This window comes from Enterobacter sp. ECC-219 (genome assembly GCF_043966805.1).
Lineage (GTDB): Bacteria > Pseudomonadota > Gammaproteobacteria > Enterobacterales > Enterobacteriaceae > Enterobacter > Enterobacter cloacae_N.
Map to the genome: position 1 here is coordinate 3,999,120 of NZ_CP143680.1, position 15,157 is coordinate 4,014,276.

The 15,157-nt window shown below is 50.7% G+C and carries 14 protein-coding genes, 1 pseudogene and 1 riboswitch; of the genes and pseudogenes, 7 read left to right on the forward strand and 8 right to left on the reverse strand.

Annotated features, from left to right (window positions below):
• Positions 1 to 164 precede the first annotated feature (164 nt).
• Genes V1603_RS19005 through V1603_RS19015 form a run of 3 tightly spaced genes read left to right on the forward strand, consistent with a single transcriptional unit; the run spans position 165 to position 3,393 of the window.
• Positions 165 to 1,442: a nucleoside permease gene (locus tag V1603_RS19005; RefSeq protein ID WP_395313094.1), complete on the forward strand. Its 1,278-nt coding sequence runs from the start codon at positions 165 to 167 to the stop codon at positions 1,440 to 1,442.
• On the forward strand, positions 1,439 to 2,443 hold the full coding sequence (locus V1603_RS19010) for an ADP-ribosylglycohydrolase family protein (protein ID WP_320720935.1): 1,005 nt from the start codon (positions 1,439 to 1,441) through the stop codon (positions 2,441 to 2,443). Before V1603_RS19005 ends, V1603_RS19010 begins: the two co-directional genes overlap by 4 nt.
• Positions 2,440 to 3,393: a PfkB family carbohydrate kinase gene (locus tag V1603_RS19015; protein WP_166711765.1), complete on the forward strand. Its 954-nt coding sequence runs from the start codon at positions 2,440 to 2,442 to the stop codon at positions 3,391 to 3,393. The genes V1603_RS19010 and V1603_RS19015 overlap by 4 nt, the downstream gene beginning before the upstream one ends.
• Here the strand turns inward: V1603_RS19015 and V1603_RS19020 are convergent.
• The 5 genes from V1603_RS19020 to V1603_RS19040 form a co-directional block, all read right to left on the reverse strand.
• Complete coding sequence (locus tag V1603_RS19020) at positions 3,367 to 4,113, reverse strand: GntR family transcriptional regulator (RefSeq protein WP_116338753.1); 747 nt, start codon at positions 4,111 to 4,113, stop codon at positions 3,367 to 3,369. The two genes, V1603_RS19015 and V1603_RS19020, sit on opposite strands and share 27 nt — an antisense overlap.
• Before the next feature lie 42 nt (positions 4,114 to 4,155).
• Positions 4,156 to 4,956 carry a bifunctional hydroxymethylpyrimidine kinase/phosphomethylpyrimidine kinase gene (thiD, locus tag V1603_RS19025; protein WP_395313095.1) on the reverse strand — a complete coding sequence of 267 codons (801 nt, stop codon included), beginning with the start codon at positions 4,954 to 4,956 and terminating at the stop codon, positions 4,156 to 4,158.
• On the reverse strand, positions 4,953 to 5,723 hold the full coding sequence (gene thiM, locus V1603_RS19030) for a hydroxyethylthiazole kinase (protein ID WP_395313096.1): 771 nt from the start codon (positions 5,721 to 5,723) through the stop codon (positions 4,953 to 4,955). The genes thiD and thiM overlap by 4 nt, the downstream gene beginning before the upstream one ends.
• Before the next feature lie 35 nt (positions 5,724 to 5,758).
• Positions 5,759 to 5,855, reverse strand: a riboswitch (TPP riboswitch).
• Positions 5,856 to 6,131: 276 nt separating this feature from the next.
• The gene (locus V1603_RS19035) at positions 6,132 to 6,572 is read right to left on the reverse strand and encodes a helix-turn-helix domain-containing protein (protein ID WP_320720932.1); all 441 of its coding nucleotides are present in this window, start codon (positions 6,570 to 6,572) and stop codon (positions 6,132 to 6,134) included.
• Positions 6,573 to 7,037 carry a hypothetical protein gene (locus V1603_RS19040; RefSeq protein WP_395313097.1) on the reverse strand — a complete coding sequence of 155 codons (465 nt, stop codon included), beginning with the start codon at positions 7,035 to 7,037 and terminating at the stop codon, positions 6,573 to 6,575.
• A 101-nt stretch (positions 7,038 to 7,138) separates the two neighbouring features.
• Between V1603_RS19040 and V1603_RS19045 the strand changes: the two are divergent.
• Positions 7,139 to 7,650 (forward strand): annotated as a pseudogene (locus V1603_RS19045) (transposase); the annotation flags it as partial.
• Positions 7,651 to 8,015: 365 nt separating this feature from the next.
• Positions 8,016 to 9,734 (forward strand): AIPR family protein, encoded by a 1,719-nt coding sequence (locus tag V1603_RS19050; protein WP_395313098.1) that lies wholly within the window; start codon positions 8,016 to 8,018, stop codon positions 9,732 to 9,734.
• Between the two features lie 184 nt (positions 9,735 to 9,918).
• Here V1603_RS19050 and V1603_RS19055 read toward each other — a convergent pair whose 3' ends face one another.
• Positions 9,919 to 10,338 (reverse strand): hypothetical protein, encoded by a 420-nt coding sequence (locus V1603_RS19055; RefSeq protein WP_395313099.1) that lies wholly within the window; start codon positions 10,336 to 10,338, stop codon positions 9,919 to 9,921.
• A gap of 107 nt (positions 10,339 to 10,445) precedes the next feature.
• Positions 10,446 to 10,856, reverse strand: a complete 411-nt coding sequence (locus tag V1603_RS19060; RefSeq protein ID WP_320720928.1) for a hypothetical protein — start codon at positions 10,854 to 10,856, stop codon at positions 10,446 to 10,448.
• Positions 10,857 to 11,877: 1,021 nt separating this feature from the next.
• Here V1603_RS19060 and V1603_RS19065 point away from each other — a divergent pair.
• Both V1603_RS19065 and V1603_RS19070 read left to right on the forward strand, forming a co-directional pair.
• Positions 11,878 to 13,023 carry a YadA C-terminal domain-containing protein gene (locus V1603_RS19065; protein ID WP_279591309.1) on the forward strand — a complete coding sequence of 382 codons (1,146 nt, stop codon included), beginning with the start codon at positions 11,878 to 11,880 and terminating at the stop codon, positions 13,021 to 13,023.
• 149 nt (positions 13,024 to 13,172) lie between these two features.
• The gene (locus V1603_RS19070) at positions 13,173 to 13,643 is read left to right on the forward strand and encodes a hypothetical protein (protein WP_166711769.1); all 471 of its coding nucleotides are present in this window, start codon (positions 13,173 to 13,175) and stop codon (positions 13,641 to 13,643) included.
• Positions 13,644 to 13,710: 67 nt separating this feature from the next.
• Here V1603_RS19070 and V1603_RS19075 read toward each other — a convergent pair whose 3' ends face one another.
• Positions 13,711 to 15,144, reverse strand: coding sequence for a glycoside hydrolase family 32 protein (locus V1603_RS19075; protein ID WP_395313100.1), 1,434 nt, complete (start codon positions 15,142 to 15,144; stop codon positions 13,711 to 13,713).
• Positions 15,145 to 15,157 lie beyond the last annotated feature (13 nt).

The window sequence follows — 15,157 nt, forward strand, 5'->3', positions numbered from 1 at the left end:
AACAGATTTTCCACCATTTGCATTTTTTTTCAGCACAATCTGCTGGCTCGATTCGTGTACAACAAAACTGTTACATTGATCAAACAATCGCCACAAAGGTATTTAAAAGGTATTATTGAGTGGTATGTTAAAGGCGTACCCTCTCTGACATGCAGGATTAAAAAATGAAAACGAAAGTCCAACTGTCATTCATGATGTTTGTTGAATGGTTTATCTGGGGCGCGTGGTTTGTGCCATTGTGGCTGTGGCTGAGCAAAAGCGGGTTTACCGCCGGGGAAATCGGCTGGTCTTACGCCTGTACCGCGATTGCCGCGATCCTCTCCCCGATCCTGGTCGGCTCGCTGACGGACCGCTTCTTCGCCGCGCAGAAGGTGCTGTCGGTGCTGATGTTTGCCGGCGCGATCCTGATGTACTTCGCCGCGCAGCAAACTCAGTTCAATACCTTCTTCCCGCTGCTGCTGGTTTACTCCCTGACCTATATGCCGACCATCGCGCTGACCAACAGTATCGCCTTCGCGAACGTGGATGACGTTGAGGCCGACTTCCCGCGCATCCGCGTGATGGGCACCATCGGCTGGATCGCCTCGGGGCTGGCGTGCGGGTTTCTGCCGCAGATGCTGGGCTACAACGATATTTCCGACACCAATATCCCGCTGCTGATGACGGCAGCCAGCTCCGCCCTGCTCGGCGTCTTTGCCCTGTTCCTGCCGAACACACCGCCGAAAAGTACCGGCAAGCTGGATTTCAAAGTCATGCTGGGGCTGGATGCGCTGATCCTGCTGCGCGACAAAAACTTCCTGGTGTTCTTCTTCTGCTCGTTCCTGTTCGCCATGCCGCTGGCTTTCTACTACATCTTCGCCAACGGCTATCTCACCGAAGTGGGCATGAAAAACGCCACCGGTTGGATGACGCTCGGCCAGTTCTCCGAAATCTTCTTTATGCTTGCCCTGCCGTTCTTTACCAAACGCTTTGGTATTAAGAAGGTCTTACTGCTGGGCCTGATTACCGCCGCCATCCGCTACGGGTTCTTCGTCTACGGCGGTGCGGAGCAGTACTTCACCTACGCCCTGCTGTTCCTCGGTATTCTGCTGCACGGCGTGAGCTACGACTTCTATTACGTCACCGCGTATATCTACGTGGACAAAAAGGCGCCGGCGCATATGCGAACCGCCGCGCAGGGCCTGATTACGCTGTGCTGCCAGGGCTTTGGTAGCCTGCTGGGATACCGCCTGGGCGGCGTAATGATGGAAAAAATGTTCGCCTACAAAGAGCCGGTGAATGGGCTGACCTTCAACTGGGCCGGAATGTGGACATTTGGTGCAATCATGATTGCCGTGATTGCCGTGCTGTTTATGCTGTTTTTCCGCGAATCGGATAAAGAGATCACCGCAATTGAGGTGGTTGATGGCGATACCGCGCTGACACAAGGGGAAGTTAAATGAAACAAGACCGTATTCTCGGGGCCCTTTACGGGCAGGCGTTAGGGGATGCGATGGGCATGCCGTCGGAGCTGTGGCCGAGAAAGCGCGTCAAAGCGCACTTCGGCTGGATCGACCGCTTTTTACCCGGCCCGGCAGAGAATAACGCGGCCTGCTATTTCAGGCAGGCAGAGTTCACCGACGATACCTCGATGGCGCTGTGCCTGGCGGATGCGATCATCGAGTGCGACGGCGAGATTAACGCGGACGTTATCGGCAAGCATATCCTGAACTGGGCGCTCGACTTCGACGCGTTTAATAAGAACGTGCTTGGCCCGACCTCGAAAATCGCGCTTAACGCGATCCGGGACGGTAAGCCGGTCAGCGAGCTGGACAACAACGGCGTGACTAACGGGGCGGCGATGCGCGCCTCCCCGCTGGGCTGCCTTCTCCCGGCGACGCGGCTGGAACACTTTGTGGGGCAGGTGGCGCTGGCCTCCAGCCCGACACATAAATCGGATCTTGCCATCGCCGGTGCGGTGGTGATTGCCTGGGCGGTTTCCCGCGCCATCGACGGAGAGCGCTGGCAGAACATCGTCGATGCGCTGCCGGGGATCGCCCGCTATGCGCAGGAGGTAAAAACCACCACCTTCAGCGCGTCGCTGGCGGCGCGCATTGAGCTGGCGCTTAAGACCGTACGGGAAGCCAACGGGATCGACTCCGCCAGCGAGCAGATTTATCAGCTCACTGGCGCAGGAACCAGCACCATCGAGTCCGTTCCGGCGGCCATTGCGATGGTGGAACTGGCGGGAACCGACCCGAACCGCTGCGCGATTTTATGCGCCAATTTGGGCGGAGATACCGACACCATCGGCGCGATGGCGACAGCCATCTGCGGCGCGCTCCACGGCGTTCAGGCGATTGACCCGGCGCTGAAGGCCGAGCTCGACGCCGTTAACCAGCTCGATTTTGGCCACTACAGCGAGAAGCTGCTGCACTTCAGGGAGCAAAGGGAGGGCGTATGAATTCATTTGCCCAACGTCTCGACACCCTGCACGCCACCCGCCCGGTGACGGTGCTGGGCGCGGCGGTAATTGACGTCATCGCCGACGCCTACGCCCTGCCCTGGCGCGGGTGTGATATCGAGCTTAAACAGCAGGGGGTAAATATTGGCGGCTGCGCGCTGAATATCGCCATCGCCCTGAAACGGCTCGGCATTGTGGCGCAAAACGCCCTTCCCGTCGGCCACGGCGTGTGGGCGGATATTATCCGCAACGCGATGGCGAAGCAGGATCTGCGCAGCGCCGTGGAGGCTGAAACCGGCGACAACGGCTGGTGTCTGGCGCTGGTGGAGCCTGACGGCGAGCGCACCTTTATGTCCTTTAGCGGCGTCGAGAACCAGTGGCAGCAGCGCTGGCTTGACGAGCTATACGTTCCGCAAAACAGTCTGGTTTATCTCTCCGGCTACCAACTGGCCTCGCCGTGCGGCGAGCTGCTGACGGGCTGGCTGGAAGGGTTGCAGGACGTGACGGCGCTTATCGATTTCGGCCCGCGCATCGCGGATATTCCCGACGCGCTGATGACGCGGATTATGGCCTGTAAACCGATCGTGTCGCTTAATCGTCAGGAAGCGGAGCTCGCTGCTGAAAGGCTGGGTGTGGAGGCTGAACACCTGGGTGAGGTGTGGCAGCAGCGCTTCGGCGCCGCGCTGATTGTGCGCCACGATAAAGACGGTGCTACATGGTATGACGGTGCCGTCTCGGGCGTTGTTCCGGCGTTTCCCGCCACGGTGGTGGACACCATTGGTGCAGGCGACAGCCACGCGGGCGGCACGCTTGCCGGGCTGGCGGCGGGATGGTCACTGGCAGACGCCGTTTTGCTGGGAAATGCCGTGGCGTCCTGGGTGGTTAGCCACCGCGGCGGGGATTGCGCGCCCACGCGTGAGGAATTACTCCTCGCACACAAAGACGTATAGATCGCTGCGACAGTAGCTGATGCTGTACTCAATCGGCCGGTGCTGCTGGTCAAGCGCAACCTGCTTGATCACCAGCACCGGTATTTTTTCGTCCATCTTAATGTGCGCCTGAAACTCGCTGTCCGGCATGCGGGCGCTGACCCGAGAACGGGTGCGCTGCGGGAAGATATTCTGACTGCGGAAGTAGTCGTACAGCGAAATCCCTATCGCATCCGGATCGGGAATGAGCCCGACCGGTACCCAGGACTCTTCAATCGACACCGCATCGTCATCCACATAGCGAATACGCTTCAGCAAAAAGACGTCGCTGTTCGGCTCCAGCGACAGGTGGCCCGCCACCTCTTCCGGGCATTTCACCACGCGTTTATTGACCCACAGCGTGTTTGGCGTTTTACCGCGCAGCACTACCTGCTGAGAGAAACCGCGCGCTGCCTTGAGCGAGTATTCGAAGATGTTGTTAATTTGCGTGCCGTAACCCCGGGCACGCGTCACAACCCCCTCGGCTTCCAGCGCCTGCATCGCTTTGCGCACGGTGATCCGCGACACGCCGGTTAACTGGCTCAGATCGCGCTCGCCGGGCAAAATGTTCCCGTGCTCCAGCACCCCGCTGCGCACCGCGTTTTTTACCGTTTCGGCAAATTTCAGGTACAGCGGCGTGTTGTCAGGCGCGGCGATCCGTTCAGTCAGTTGAGCGATTAACCGGGTATGCGCTTGTTCCATCTCTGTATTCTCAGGCGTGGTGTTTCCTGCCAGTATACTGGGTTACCACCACGCATGAAAATGATGAACCGGCCCAATACCGTGACCGACTTCCAGAGTATCGGCTTTTGCCAGCGCCGCCGAGAGCCAGGATTTCGCTTCGCGTACCGTATCGGCCCAGCCGTCATGCCGCGGGCGCAGCGCCGCCAGCGCGGCTGAGAGGGTGCACCCTGTGCCGTGGGTGTTTTTGGTCTGCACGCGCGGGGCGGTAAACCGCATTTCGCCGTCACGGGTAAAAAGCCAGTCCGGGCTTTCAGCATCATCCAGATGCCCGCCCTTCATCAGCACCGCCCCGCAGCCCATCGCCAGCAGCGCATTGCCCTGCTCTTTCATTTCCCGTTCAGTTTGCGCGTGCGGCGCGCCCAGCAGCGCGGCGGCTTCCGGCAGATTGGGCGTGATGAGCGCCACCTGCGGCAGCAGCTTATTGCGCAGCGTCTCGACGGCGGAGGCGGAGAGCAGCGGATCGCCGCTTTTTGCCAGCATGACGGTATCCAGCACCACATTTTGCACCTGATAGCGCTTAAGCCGTTCGGCCACCGCTTCCACAATGTCCGTTTCGGCCAGCATGCCGATCTTGGTGGTATCAATACGCACATCGCTGAACACCGAATCCAGCTGCGCGGCAACAAAATCCGGCTCGATGCGGTAGACCGACTGCACGCCGCGCGTGTTTTGTGCCACCAGCGCGGTAATCACTGAGCAGCCGTACGCGCCAAGGGCCGAGAAGGTTTTCAGATCGGCCTGGATGCCCGCGCCGCCGCTGGGATCGGTGCCGGCTATGGTCAGGGCGTTAATCCGCTTCATGCCTGCTCCTCCAGCGTGTAGAGTTCATCCAGGAACGCGGCGGCAAAACTGCCTGGCCCGCGCGAGCGCGTAACGGCTGCCGTTCCGGCTCGCTTCATCCATCCGCAAGCGGCGGCAACGTTATCCAGCCTGTCCCCCGGCAGCGAACAGCTGGCCGCTACGACGGCAGAAAGCGCGCATCCGGTTCCCACCACGCGGGTCATCAGCGGATCACCTCCCGTAACCGTGCGGGTGCGTTGCCCATCAGTGATGTAATCCACCTCACCGGTGACCACTACGATGGCATTGGTTTGCCGGGCCAGCGCCTGAGCGGCAGGTAGCGCGCTGGCCGCGGTGTCGGTTGTATCGACGCCGCGCCCGCCCGCGCTCATTCCCGCCAGAGCCAGGATTTCTGAAGCGTTGCCGCGAATGGCGGCCGGTTGCAGGGCAAGGATTTGATGGCAAAAACGGGTGCGGAACGTCAGGGCGCCCACGGCAACCGGATCCAGCGTCCAGGGCTTGCCTGCCGCTACGGCGCTTTCTATTGCCCGACGCATCGCCTGCGCGCGCGGCGCAGTCAGCGTCCCGACGTTAACCAGCAGCGCGTCAGCGACGGCGGCGAACTGTTCAGCCTCTTCGGCCTCAACCACCATTGCAGGGGATGCGCCAAGTGCCAGCAAAACGTTGGCCGTAAAGGTCTGTACGACATCGTTGGTCATACAATGGGTAAGCGGACAACGGGTGCGGAAGTGGTGTAAAACGTGTAAATCGAGCAGGTCAGGCTGCATGGGTTCGCTCCTGCCTTGCGTGAAGAAGCGATGACCGGGAAGGCATCTGACTTCCCTACGCTGGCATTATCCAGATCAGGTAATACGGGTATTTCTCAGCCTTCACAAAGAAGGGCACCCCGAGTCATTTGGTAAGAATTGACTTACTTTTTGCCAGATTAGGGGAAGTTACTTGCTGTTGCAAGCCCGCCCTTCCGGTTATCGCTTCTTCACGCTGTACCCCAGCTTGTACCTCAGTTTGTACCCCACCAAAGAAACGAAAAAAGGGGCCGTTAAGCTCCTTTGTGATATAACCCAAACCTCATGGATTCCGAGATTCAGTTTTGCGTTCTGTTTTTCTACGTCGTTCAAAGGTGCGGATTACATCCCAGATAAACAGGAATAGCAGATACCAATAAAGTGCGGTGATCATAAGCAAACCTCTTGGTTCCAGTAGCTTCGAACTGTTCTCAGAGACACACCCATCGCTTCAGCCGTTTCCTTCGGTGTTAGCCCTTGAGCCTTATGTTCCAGCATCTTCAAACGCGTTTCCTGCTGCTTTCCAGCTTTCTTGATTCCAAGGCATACGATGGTTGAGCCAGGGAAGTAATAGGTTTTGAGGTATTCCGCTGCCGCCATGTCGGGAACGACAAACACCAGAGGGTGATCGGTATCAGTGTTGCGAATGGATGTTCGGCTAAGAAATTGGTAGCACCGTTCAAAATACATTGCCTGGCGCTTCTTCTCCATCACCGTTTCAAAATCCCAACCGATACGTTCGCAATAGTCTGCCCATCGCTTACGGTCTTTATCGCCCAAATTTGCACATCCGAGGAACACGGCACAATGAACACCTTGGTAGTTGTTCATTCAGTAGCTCGACATCGAGACTGCTTCCCCTCCCATGCGATCACCAAGCTCAGTGAGTCCGATGGTCTGGAAGTCGCAGATGGTTTTATCCCTGTTAGTGGCGAAGATAAATTCCTTGCCAACAGTCTGCCGAATCTCGTTCAGATGATTATTAAAGACATTTGCGAGTTCTGACTGCCCCGCTCTATTGATATCTTCCGAGAGAACAACCACGATCTTGATAGGCACTTTTTTATGCTTACGTCTCTCGGGATCAGGCTGAAGGTGTTCACCCGCTTCCTGAACCGCCTTCTGAGCGACGTTCTCTGCCATCCAGACAAACCCGCTGCGATTTACACCAGCGCCAAGCACAGTGAAACTTTTTGCCCACGTTGCGGCCTTCAGTATCTGATTAAAAGTGTACGCAAAGAAGCTGTATGAAGAATCACACTCGGTATGCATTACGCCACCGCCGTCGAGAGCCACGTATAGCACTTTCTTAAGATTGTCACTGTTTGACCTGCTCCCCGTTGATTAATATACCCCGATGTTAGTAATGTCTTCATAAGCCACATGAGGACATCCTCATGAAGAAGCGTTTTTCCGACGAACAGATCATCAGTATTCTTCGCGAAGCGGAAGCCGGAGTTTCTGCCCGTGAGCTCTGCCGTAAGCACGCCCTTTCCGACGCCACTTTCTACACCTGGCGCAAAAAGTTTGGTGGCATGGAAGTTCCTGAGGTGAAGCGGCTCAAATCTCTTGAAGAGGAGAACGCCCGCCTCAGGAAGCTACTTGCCGAAGCCATGCTGGATAAGGAGGCACTTCAGGTGGCTCTGGGGCGAAAGTACTGACGACAGGCCAGAAGCGGGAAGTCGTTGAGTTTATGTGTGATGCGACCGGTCTGTCGCAACGTCGTGCCTGCAGGCTTACAGGTTTGTCCCTTTCGACCTGCCGCTATGAGGCTCAGCGTCCGGCAGCTGATGCGCATTTATCAGGGCGCATCACTGAGCTGGCACTAGAGCGCAGGCGTTTTGGCTACCGCCGCATCTGGCAGCTGTTGCGTCGGGAGGGCCTTCACGTCAATCACAAGCGGGTATACCCAAGTGAGACTGAATAGTTAAAACTTACATATCAAGAATCATTCTCATTAATGGCCACGCAAATCCTTAACTGCGCAGTGATAATGTTGTGATATTTGGGCGAGATAAAATCCCAGGACATGTGGCATCAAATGAGGTTGCTCGATGGTTTAAGCAATGGGGCGGTTAGAGCAGATCGTCAAGTGGCTGCCAATGGAGGCCATATCCCTCTTTTCCTCTTTTAAAGTGGCTCATCGCGTTAGTTAACAATCACTAATAGAGGAAACTAATTGTTCAGAATGCTCGTTATAGAGCATGGATCACAAGCATAAGACATCTTCATGAGGCATAATAGGTACAGCATACTCGCCTAAGGAATTTGCAAATGTCTCATGTCAGTATTAACGATTTCAAACTTCTTAATATCAAATGCCAAAAATATTTTGATCTGTTCAGTAAAACGAATGAATTTAATCAGTCTATCCATGAAGTTAAATTGCAACAAAGATTCGGCTTTTATCTTTTCATGCTTGAATCGCTTTGTAATGAAAAAGATATTGATAAAATTAGCGATTACATTACGGATACAGAATTCAATTCTTACTTAATCGGCAGTCGTTACGATGACCATGGTATTGATGCTATTTTCATGGATGAGGAGAATAAGGAGATAAAACTATTCAATTTCAAATTCCGTGAAAATTTCAAAGCTGAGCAAAAACAAAGTTTTAACGAGGCGTTTGTTTCTACTAAACTTGTAAACTGTATTATGAATGATAGTTTAGATGGTTTGGAAGGAAAATTGAAAAATTATGTTCACACCATAAATGAATTACTCAATGGTAATGATGTATGGAAACTTTCATTATATATGATTAGTAATGAAGCGTTTCCGATTGAACATGATGAAAGTGCAATACAGCAGTTGAAAAATTTTTATGACATGGAAGTTGTGTCGGTGTGTCTTCCGCACATAACCAGTATGATGTCCATACGACCAGCTCCTATCAATGCAGAATTGATAATCGATAATGATGCTTTGATGTCTTATTCAGAAAGTTCTATATCAACATCAAAATCCTATGTTGTTAGACTGAACGCTGCGGATGTTATAAGAATGACATGCCGCAACGCCGACTTGCGTCTTGATCATAACTGTGAAAATATCGACGAATTGGCTGAGCAGAAAATAGATTTTGGAGTTCTTTTTGATAACGTTAGAGGGTTGGTGCAACGCTCTCGCTATAATGCTGCAATCGCTAAAACCTTACGCGAAGACCCAGGAAAATTTTTCATGTATAACAATGGATTAACTGTTATTGCTGACGATATAAAAGCCCACCCAGTGAATGGAAATAGGAAAGTAAGAATAAGCCTTACAGGTATTCAGGTGTTAAACGGTGGTCAAACCCTTCGAACTCTCCATGATTTTAATGCTACTGAAAAGTCACATATCACTGATTATCTTTCAAAAAGTGAAATCCTCGTAAGGATATTTAATGCTGCAAGTGGTGATACTGCCAATAAAATCGCAGAATACACAAATAGTCAAAATTCAATATCTAACGTCGATTTAAAATCTCTTAGCACGCTACAAATACAGCTTGAGCAGTTATTGGATGAACATGACATCATCTATTCTCGAAAGAATGGTGATACGGGGATGGATGACAAAAAGAACTATCGTTACAAAATTAGTATGGAGCAGTTTGGTCAGATCTTATTTGCTATTCAAGGATTCCCTGAAAAGTCGTCAAACCAAAAGCAACATATTTTTGGAAAATACTACGATGATATTTTTGATGAGAAAAATTTTGACTTGTCACATGCTCCTGAAATAATCGAACGTTATTTCGAAATAAAGAAAGCATATTCGTTCTCTGATGAAAGCATCCAAAAAATTGAGCAAAAGATATTTTACATACTTTATATGAATCAAGCCAAGAGTGAATGGACTTATGAGCAGTGTATAAATATTCTTGAAGAGGTGTTAGAAACATTTGATCCTGCCGGGGTTAATCTGACCGATGCTCGTAAGATGATTCAGGTTCGTTTTAAAGATTATTTAAATTCTATTCTTAACGATCCAGAGTATGAACCTTAATATTCAATGAAATTTCACAGAGAGATATTCTATATTTGGCTTAGGATGTACATCCTAAGCTAATCTCGACATGAAAGCCTGGTGAGACCATCGCAGCAATGCCGCTACACCATTACATTCGAAAAAGAGTAATGATTGAAAATGGAGAAAGCTGATCACCAGTTCTTGCGCAAGCGTACTATTTTTACTTGCAGCTTTTACTGTCATAGAGCGTAACAAACATAGGCTCCCCTTCCTTGTTCTCAACGGATACAAGAACAACAGCATTCTTACTCATAATCAGTGGTCTTATTGATGGGTTATTACAAATCAGTATCCCTTTTATGCCGTGCTCGTCTTTAGCTACATCACTGATGAATTTTTCATCAGTGGAATCCACTCTCACCGTGTAATTCAGCGTATCAATACGCTGTGCCGGAAGTTTCTTATTCAATCCCAACTCAGGAACATAACCATCAAGAGTTGAAATTTTCACACTTGTTATGGTGATGAATTCCTTCAAGAAGTCAGGTGGGATCACAATCTTCGTTTTTTGAGTACCTCCTGTCTCATCAGCAAATGCCAAAGAACTTATAAAACAAATAAGTAAAGCTAATATTTTCATCACATTTTCTCTTGTATTGCCAGCTCTTAAAAAAAGCCAACTATATTTGCTTATGATATTGTTAAAGGCTTTGATAGGGTAATACGAAGGGGCACAACGCCCCTTTCTTATTCAGTGCAAAGTTCAGGAAAGACCTTGCGAAACAATGGCCTCGAAAACATCTCAATGAAGGTTAGCTCACGCATCCCAATTTCAGTAGCCTCCAATCTTTGCAAGAAGTTAAGGCAAAGTATTTTCAATAAACCTAAACAATCCTCACCGTTAACGATAATCTGCCCCTGTCTTCTGTATGTGTTAACAAACGTCAAAATCGCCTGTACCGCTACAACATTCGGATTTAGTCGCTTCCCGTCAGTCTTAGAAAATGGAAATGAATCTGTTCGGTATTGATGCATAACAACAGCGTGGGCCACACCATCACTTCGGGCAGTAATCAAGACAGGTAGGTTATTGATTTCTGTTTGAATAACGGTTTCAACTTTGCTAATAAACCAAGACTCTGTAAGGCCATCAAACATACAGCCACCTTCTCGTTATTTGCTGTGTTGCATTCAAAGAATTGTTACGCTCGGCTCTTGTTCAAGGCGGGATGGCCTATGCGTTAGCGACTGCGTAAAGCACCTCAACAAGTTTCACAGCATCCACATCATTCCATGTCCAATAAGATGGTAACTGATGGTGATTATCACTATCGGGCTTCCCTAAAACGCCTTGTACTATGGCTTGATGATCTTGGGATGCAGTAACGCGTACACTATTTGCCATTTGCATAAAGCAAGTTAGCCCCTTGAGATCATCACGCCGGATATTTTTCTTATGCGTGTCCACGTTCTGTGATGTAACTGTGATATGCATTGCTTCTGCTCTCTGATAGTTAAGATTCGGTGTAAGCACTGTATTTCAGATTATCCAGTGTACTGAAAATGTGCAACTCACAGAGTTTAGACAATTGAAGCCAATAAGTGCCGTTAGTGGTAAGAGGACAAGCGGAGCGACAGCATACGCGATAATTACAGGGCTATCATTCCACTCCTTTGAATCAACACTATTCTCTATAACATTTTCATTACATTCAAAAAACACCCCTCTTTTTTAGCGGTTAAGAAAGAGCTTTACCAGGATAAAATTTTTTCGCTTTCAGTCAGTCTATTTTATGTTTCATTAATCATTAATTCTTATTTCGAACGAAATAAAAAGTGAGTTTCAAACCGTTTAACCCTGCTAAACATTTAGCCTCTCAATCAAGGGCTTAACGTGAAACGCGCATTTGACTGAACGCCTTATAAGTTAATGTAAACATTGAGATATTTTGCATCACCCCTTACAAATCCACTTTAGCTATTCATGCCATTTATGATTTAGATCAATATCCAAAAGCTCGCATTAATTGATAGTTACTGCACGTTACGAATTAAGTGATTTATTCAAAATTCTACGTAATCCCGTTATTTCTAATCAGGCGTAACCAGACGTTACATCAACACGCCAGGATAGCTAGCCTTACCCATTTTGACTTTTTAAATGATGAGTGCTTTTCAAATGAAAGTTGTTAAAAATGCCGTTGCTGCTTTTGTATTTGGTGTTATTTTTACTGGCTCTATGAATGTAACTCAAGCAGCTGATGTAAACGTTAACCTTAACGATAACGTATTCAATTCAGGTACTTTTATCCAGATTCACGGAACTAATAATACCGCTTATAATCTGGATAACATGAAAGCTGAAAATGTAACGCAAGACGGGCAAATCTATAACTTACAAGGCGATCGCGATCGCATGCAAGACGAGATCAACGTAAGTAAAAATAATATCAACACTAACGCCAATGATATTTCCTCTCTTCAGACTTCTGTTTCTGGTGTCGATCAGGAAGCTAAATTAGCAGGCGCTCTTGCTGACACCGCTAATAAAAAAGGTGATGCGGCGTTACAGGGCGTGCTGACTAACGGAGCTGCAATTACTAATATTGAAACTATTAACACCTTGCAAGATGGCCGCCTGTTAGCTCTTGAGAATGCACCAAAACCAACTAACGGCGTTGATGGAAAAGACGGCGCTAAGGGTGATAAAGGCGATACCGGCGCGACAGGCGCACAAGGCGTTGCCGGGATTAACGGACGTGACGGAGCGAATGGTAAAGACGGTCAGGACGGCGCTAAGGGTGATAAAGGCGATACCGGCGCGACAGGTGCACAGGGCGTTGCCGGAATTAACGGACGTGACGGAGCGAATGGTAAAGACGGTCAGGACGGCAAAGATGGAAAAAATGGCGTGATGACCACCGTGACACGCACGCAGGTAGACACGGCAACACAGGCTAAAGTCGCTACTAATAGCCAGGCGGTTACGGCCGAGGCTCAGGAGCTGCTGGCGACCAAACAGACATTACAGGCACTGAATAATAACACTAACCAGCAATTTAAATCGCTGCGTGAGGAAGTCGATAATAATAAGAAGGAAGCAAACGCAGGTATCAGCGGCGCGATGGCGATGGCCGGTTTACCACAGGTGCAAACGAATCAGCGCGTGATGTTCTCGGCTGGCGGTGCGACGTACAACGGTGAAAGCGCTTTAGCGGTTGGGGCGTCTGTTAACTTTAACGAACATATGATTGGTAAAGTGAGCTTCTCTGATGATACCGCAAATAACATGGGTGCTTCAGTCGGCGTAGGGATCGGTTTTTAATAAATAAGCAGCATGACAAAATACATTGCTATCTCTGTAATATTGTACCTGATGCTTATTATCGTTGGCGCATGGTTAGGTATTATGTATCAGGCTTATTATATTTGCGGTTATTAAACATCCTTCTATCGTATTAAGGTATTTTTGAAATGAAAAAGTCACTCCTGGCGGTATTAATAGCTGGTGCTGCCATCCTGCTTTCTGCGTGTACTTCATCTGCTCAGCGCATGGCCGATTGCGAGCGCCAGGGGATCAGCAAAGATACCTGCTACCTGGCTGAGCAAAACCGCCAGAATGCCTACAATGAATCCGCACAAAATGCAGCATGGGCGAACGCGCGTGATGCCGCTGCGGGTACGGGTCTCTGGGCTAAGAAAGACGCGAAACAACATGCTCAGGCAGCTAAAGCGACTCACGCCTTTAAATGGGAAGGGATGAAGATCACCATTAAAGGAGAGATATTGGATGTTGACGGCGTATTGGGCGCGCTGGATGAAAACGAGCCTCAGGCAAAGGTCTATTCGCAAGGGTTATACACCTTTATTTACTATCCTGCTAAGGGCAAATTAGCGGTGAGTAAAGATGGACAGTTCCAGGGCTACGCCAGAAAGATTAAATAAAACTAAAGGCGACATCAGTCGCCTTTATTATTTGCTGACATTACTGGATTTTTCTGACGTAACCCATTTACTCTAGTTGCCACGCCCCGGCCTCAATGAGCGATGCCGTCCCCGTCCAGGCAAACAACGCCAACTCGCGCGCCCCTTCGCAAGGGTAAATGCGGCTGCTCAGGCACGCCTCCCCCTCGTTAACAAACACCTCTACCGACGAGCAGTCAAAGAACAGGCGCAGGTTGAGCGCTTCGTTCAGGTTAAGCGCGACGCTTCGGGTACCGCACAAGCCATACTCCGGATAATGGCGTTCAAGCACCAGACGCTGCACCTGCGCATCGACGTAGACGCGTAATCCGTCGCCAAGGCGAAGGCCGTACTGCTCCGCGCTGCTGTTGGCGCAATCCCACTGCAGAATGACCTCCATCGCGTCGCACCTTTCCACCTGAGCGATCTGCTGATTATTAAGCGAACTTACCGGCCAGGGGAACCATGCCCCGCGCAGGCTTTCCACTTCTCTGGCCGGCCGCATTTGCAGACGATTATCTGCACTGAGCGTCATTTCACGCGGTAAAGAGAGCATGCCCGCCCAACCATCCTGCTGTTCCGGCAGGGGCGATTCCCACATGTCCAGCCAGGCGATAACAATACGACGACCGTCGGGCGTCAGGAAACTTTGTGGTGCATAGAAATCATGCCCGTGGTCCATCTCCTCAAATTCTCCTTCACGCACGAAAGGTTGACCGGGCTGCCACTCGCCAAGCAGGTAGCCGCTCTGGAAGAGATTACGATTTTTGAATCCGTCTGCCGCCAGCCCCTGAGGTGAAAACATCAGCACCCGTTTACCATTGAGGGTGAAAAAGTCCGGGCATTCCCACATATACCCCATCTCTTTTTCGGCTACCGCAATCACTCCCATATCCAGCCACTCGCGCAGGTCGGCAGAACGGTATACGCGCACCTGGCCCGTATCACCCTCCCGTGCGCCAACCACCATGTACCAGTACTCCCCTTCGCGCCACACTTTCGGATCGCGGAAGTGATGCAGGCCAGGCGGCGTATCAACGATCGTTCCCTTCCGGGCAAAATGGACGCCATCACGGCTGGTGGCCAGGCACTGCACCTGGTAGAGATTAGCCTCATCATCAGGATCGCCGTGGAATTTATGTCCGGTGTAAATCAGCGCCAGCGTATCGCCATCCACCACCGCCGACCCGGAAAAACAGCCGTCTTTGTCTTCTGGCCCTTCCGGTGCCAGTGCCACCGGAAGGTGTTCCCAGTGAACTAAATCCTTGCTGCGCGCATGGCCCCAGTGCATCGGCCCCCACTGGGTTGAGTACGGATGATGCTGGTAAAAGGCGTGATACCAGCCGTCAAACCACACCAGACCATTCGGATCGTTCATCCAGCCGGCACGCGCGGCGAGGTGGTAACGCGGATACCAGCGCAGGTTAAGACTGCCTTGTCTGGCCTGCAATTCCTGTTCAGCTTTGGCGATGGAATACGTCATTTGTTTACTCTTT

Excerpts from the sequence above, each read along its gene's own strand:
- V1603_RS19020 (WP_116338753.1), bottom strand. The coding sequence starts at position 4,113 with ATGGAACAAGCGCATACCCGGTTAATCGCTCAACTGACTGAACGGATC.
- V1603_RS19035 (WP_320720932.1), bottom strand. The coding sequence starts at position 6,572 with ATGAACAACTACCAAGGTGTTCATTGTGCCGTGTTCCTCGGATGTGCA.
- V1603_RS19015 (WP_166711765.1), top strand. The coding sequence starts at position 2,440 with ATGAATTCATTTGCCCAACGTCTCGACACCCTGCACGCCACCCGCCCG.
- V1603_RS19010 (WP_320720935.1), top strand. The coding sequence starts at position 1,439 with ATGAAACAAGACCGTATTCTCGGGGCCCTTTACGGGCAGGCGTTAGGG.
- V1603_RS19050 (WP_395313098.1), top strand. The coding sequence starts at position 8,016 with ATGTCTCATGTCAGTATTAACGATTTCAAACTTCTTAATATCAAATGC.
- V1603_RS19055 (WP_395313099.1), bottom strand. The coding sequence starts at position 10,338 with ATGAAAATATTAGCTTTACTTATTTGTTTTATAAGTTCTTTGGCATTT.
- thiD (WP_395313095.1), bottom strand. The coding sequence starts at position 4,956 with ATGAAGCGGATTAACGCCCTGACCATAGCCGGCACCGATCCCAGCGGC.
- V1603_RS19075 (WP_395313100.1), bottom strand. The coding sequence starts at position 15,144 with ATGACGTATTCCATCGCCAAAGCTGAACAGGAATTGCAGGCCAGACAA.
- V1603_RS19005 (WP_395313094.1), top strand. The coding sequence starts at position 165 with ATGAAAACGAAAGTCCAACTGTCATTCATGATGTTTGTTGAATGGTTT.
- V1603_RS19060 (WP_320720928.1), bottom strand. The coding sequence starts at position 10,856 with ATGTTTGATGGCCTTACAGAGTCTTGGTTTATTAGCAAAGTTGAAACC.
- V1603_RS19070 (WP_166711769.1), top strand. The coding sequence starts at position 13,173 with ATGAAAAAGTCACTCCTGGCGGTATTAATAGCTGGTGCTGCCATCCTG.
- thiM (WP_395313096.1), bottom strand. The coding sequence starts at position 5,723 with ATGCAGCCTGACCTGCTCGATTTACACGTTTTACACCACTTCCGCACC.
- V1603_RS19065 (WP_279591309.1), top strand. The coding sequence starts at position 11,878 with ATGAAAGTTGTTAAAAATGCCGTTGCTGCTTTTGTATTTGGTGTTATT.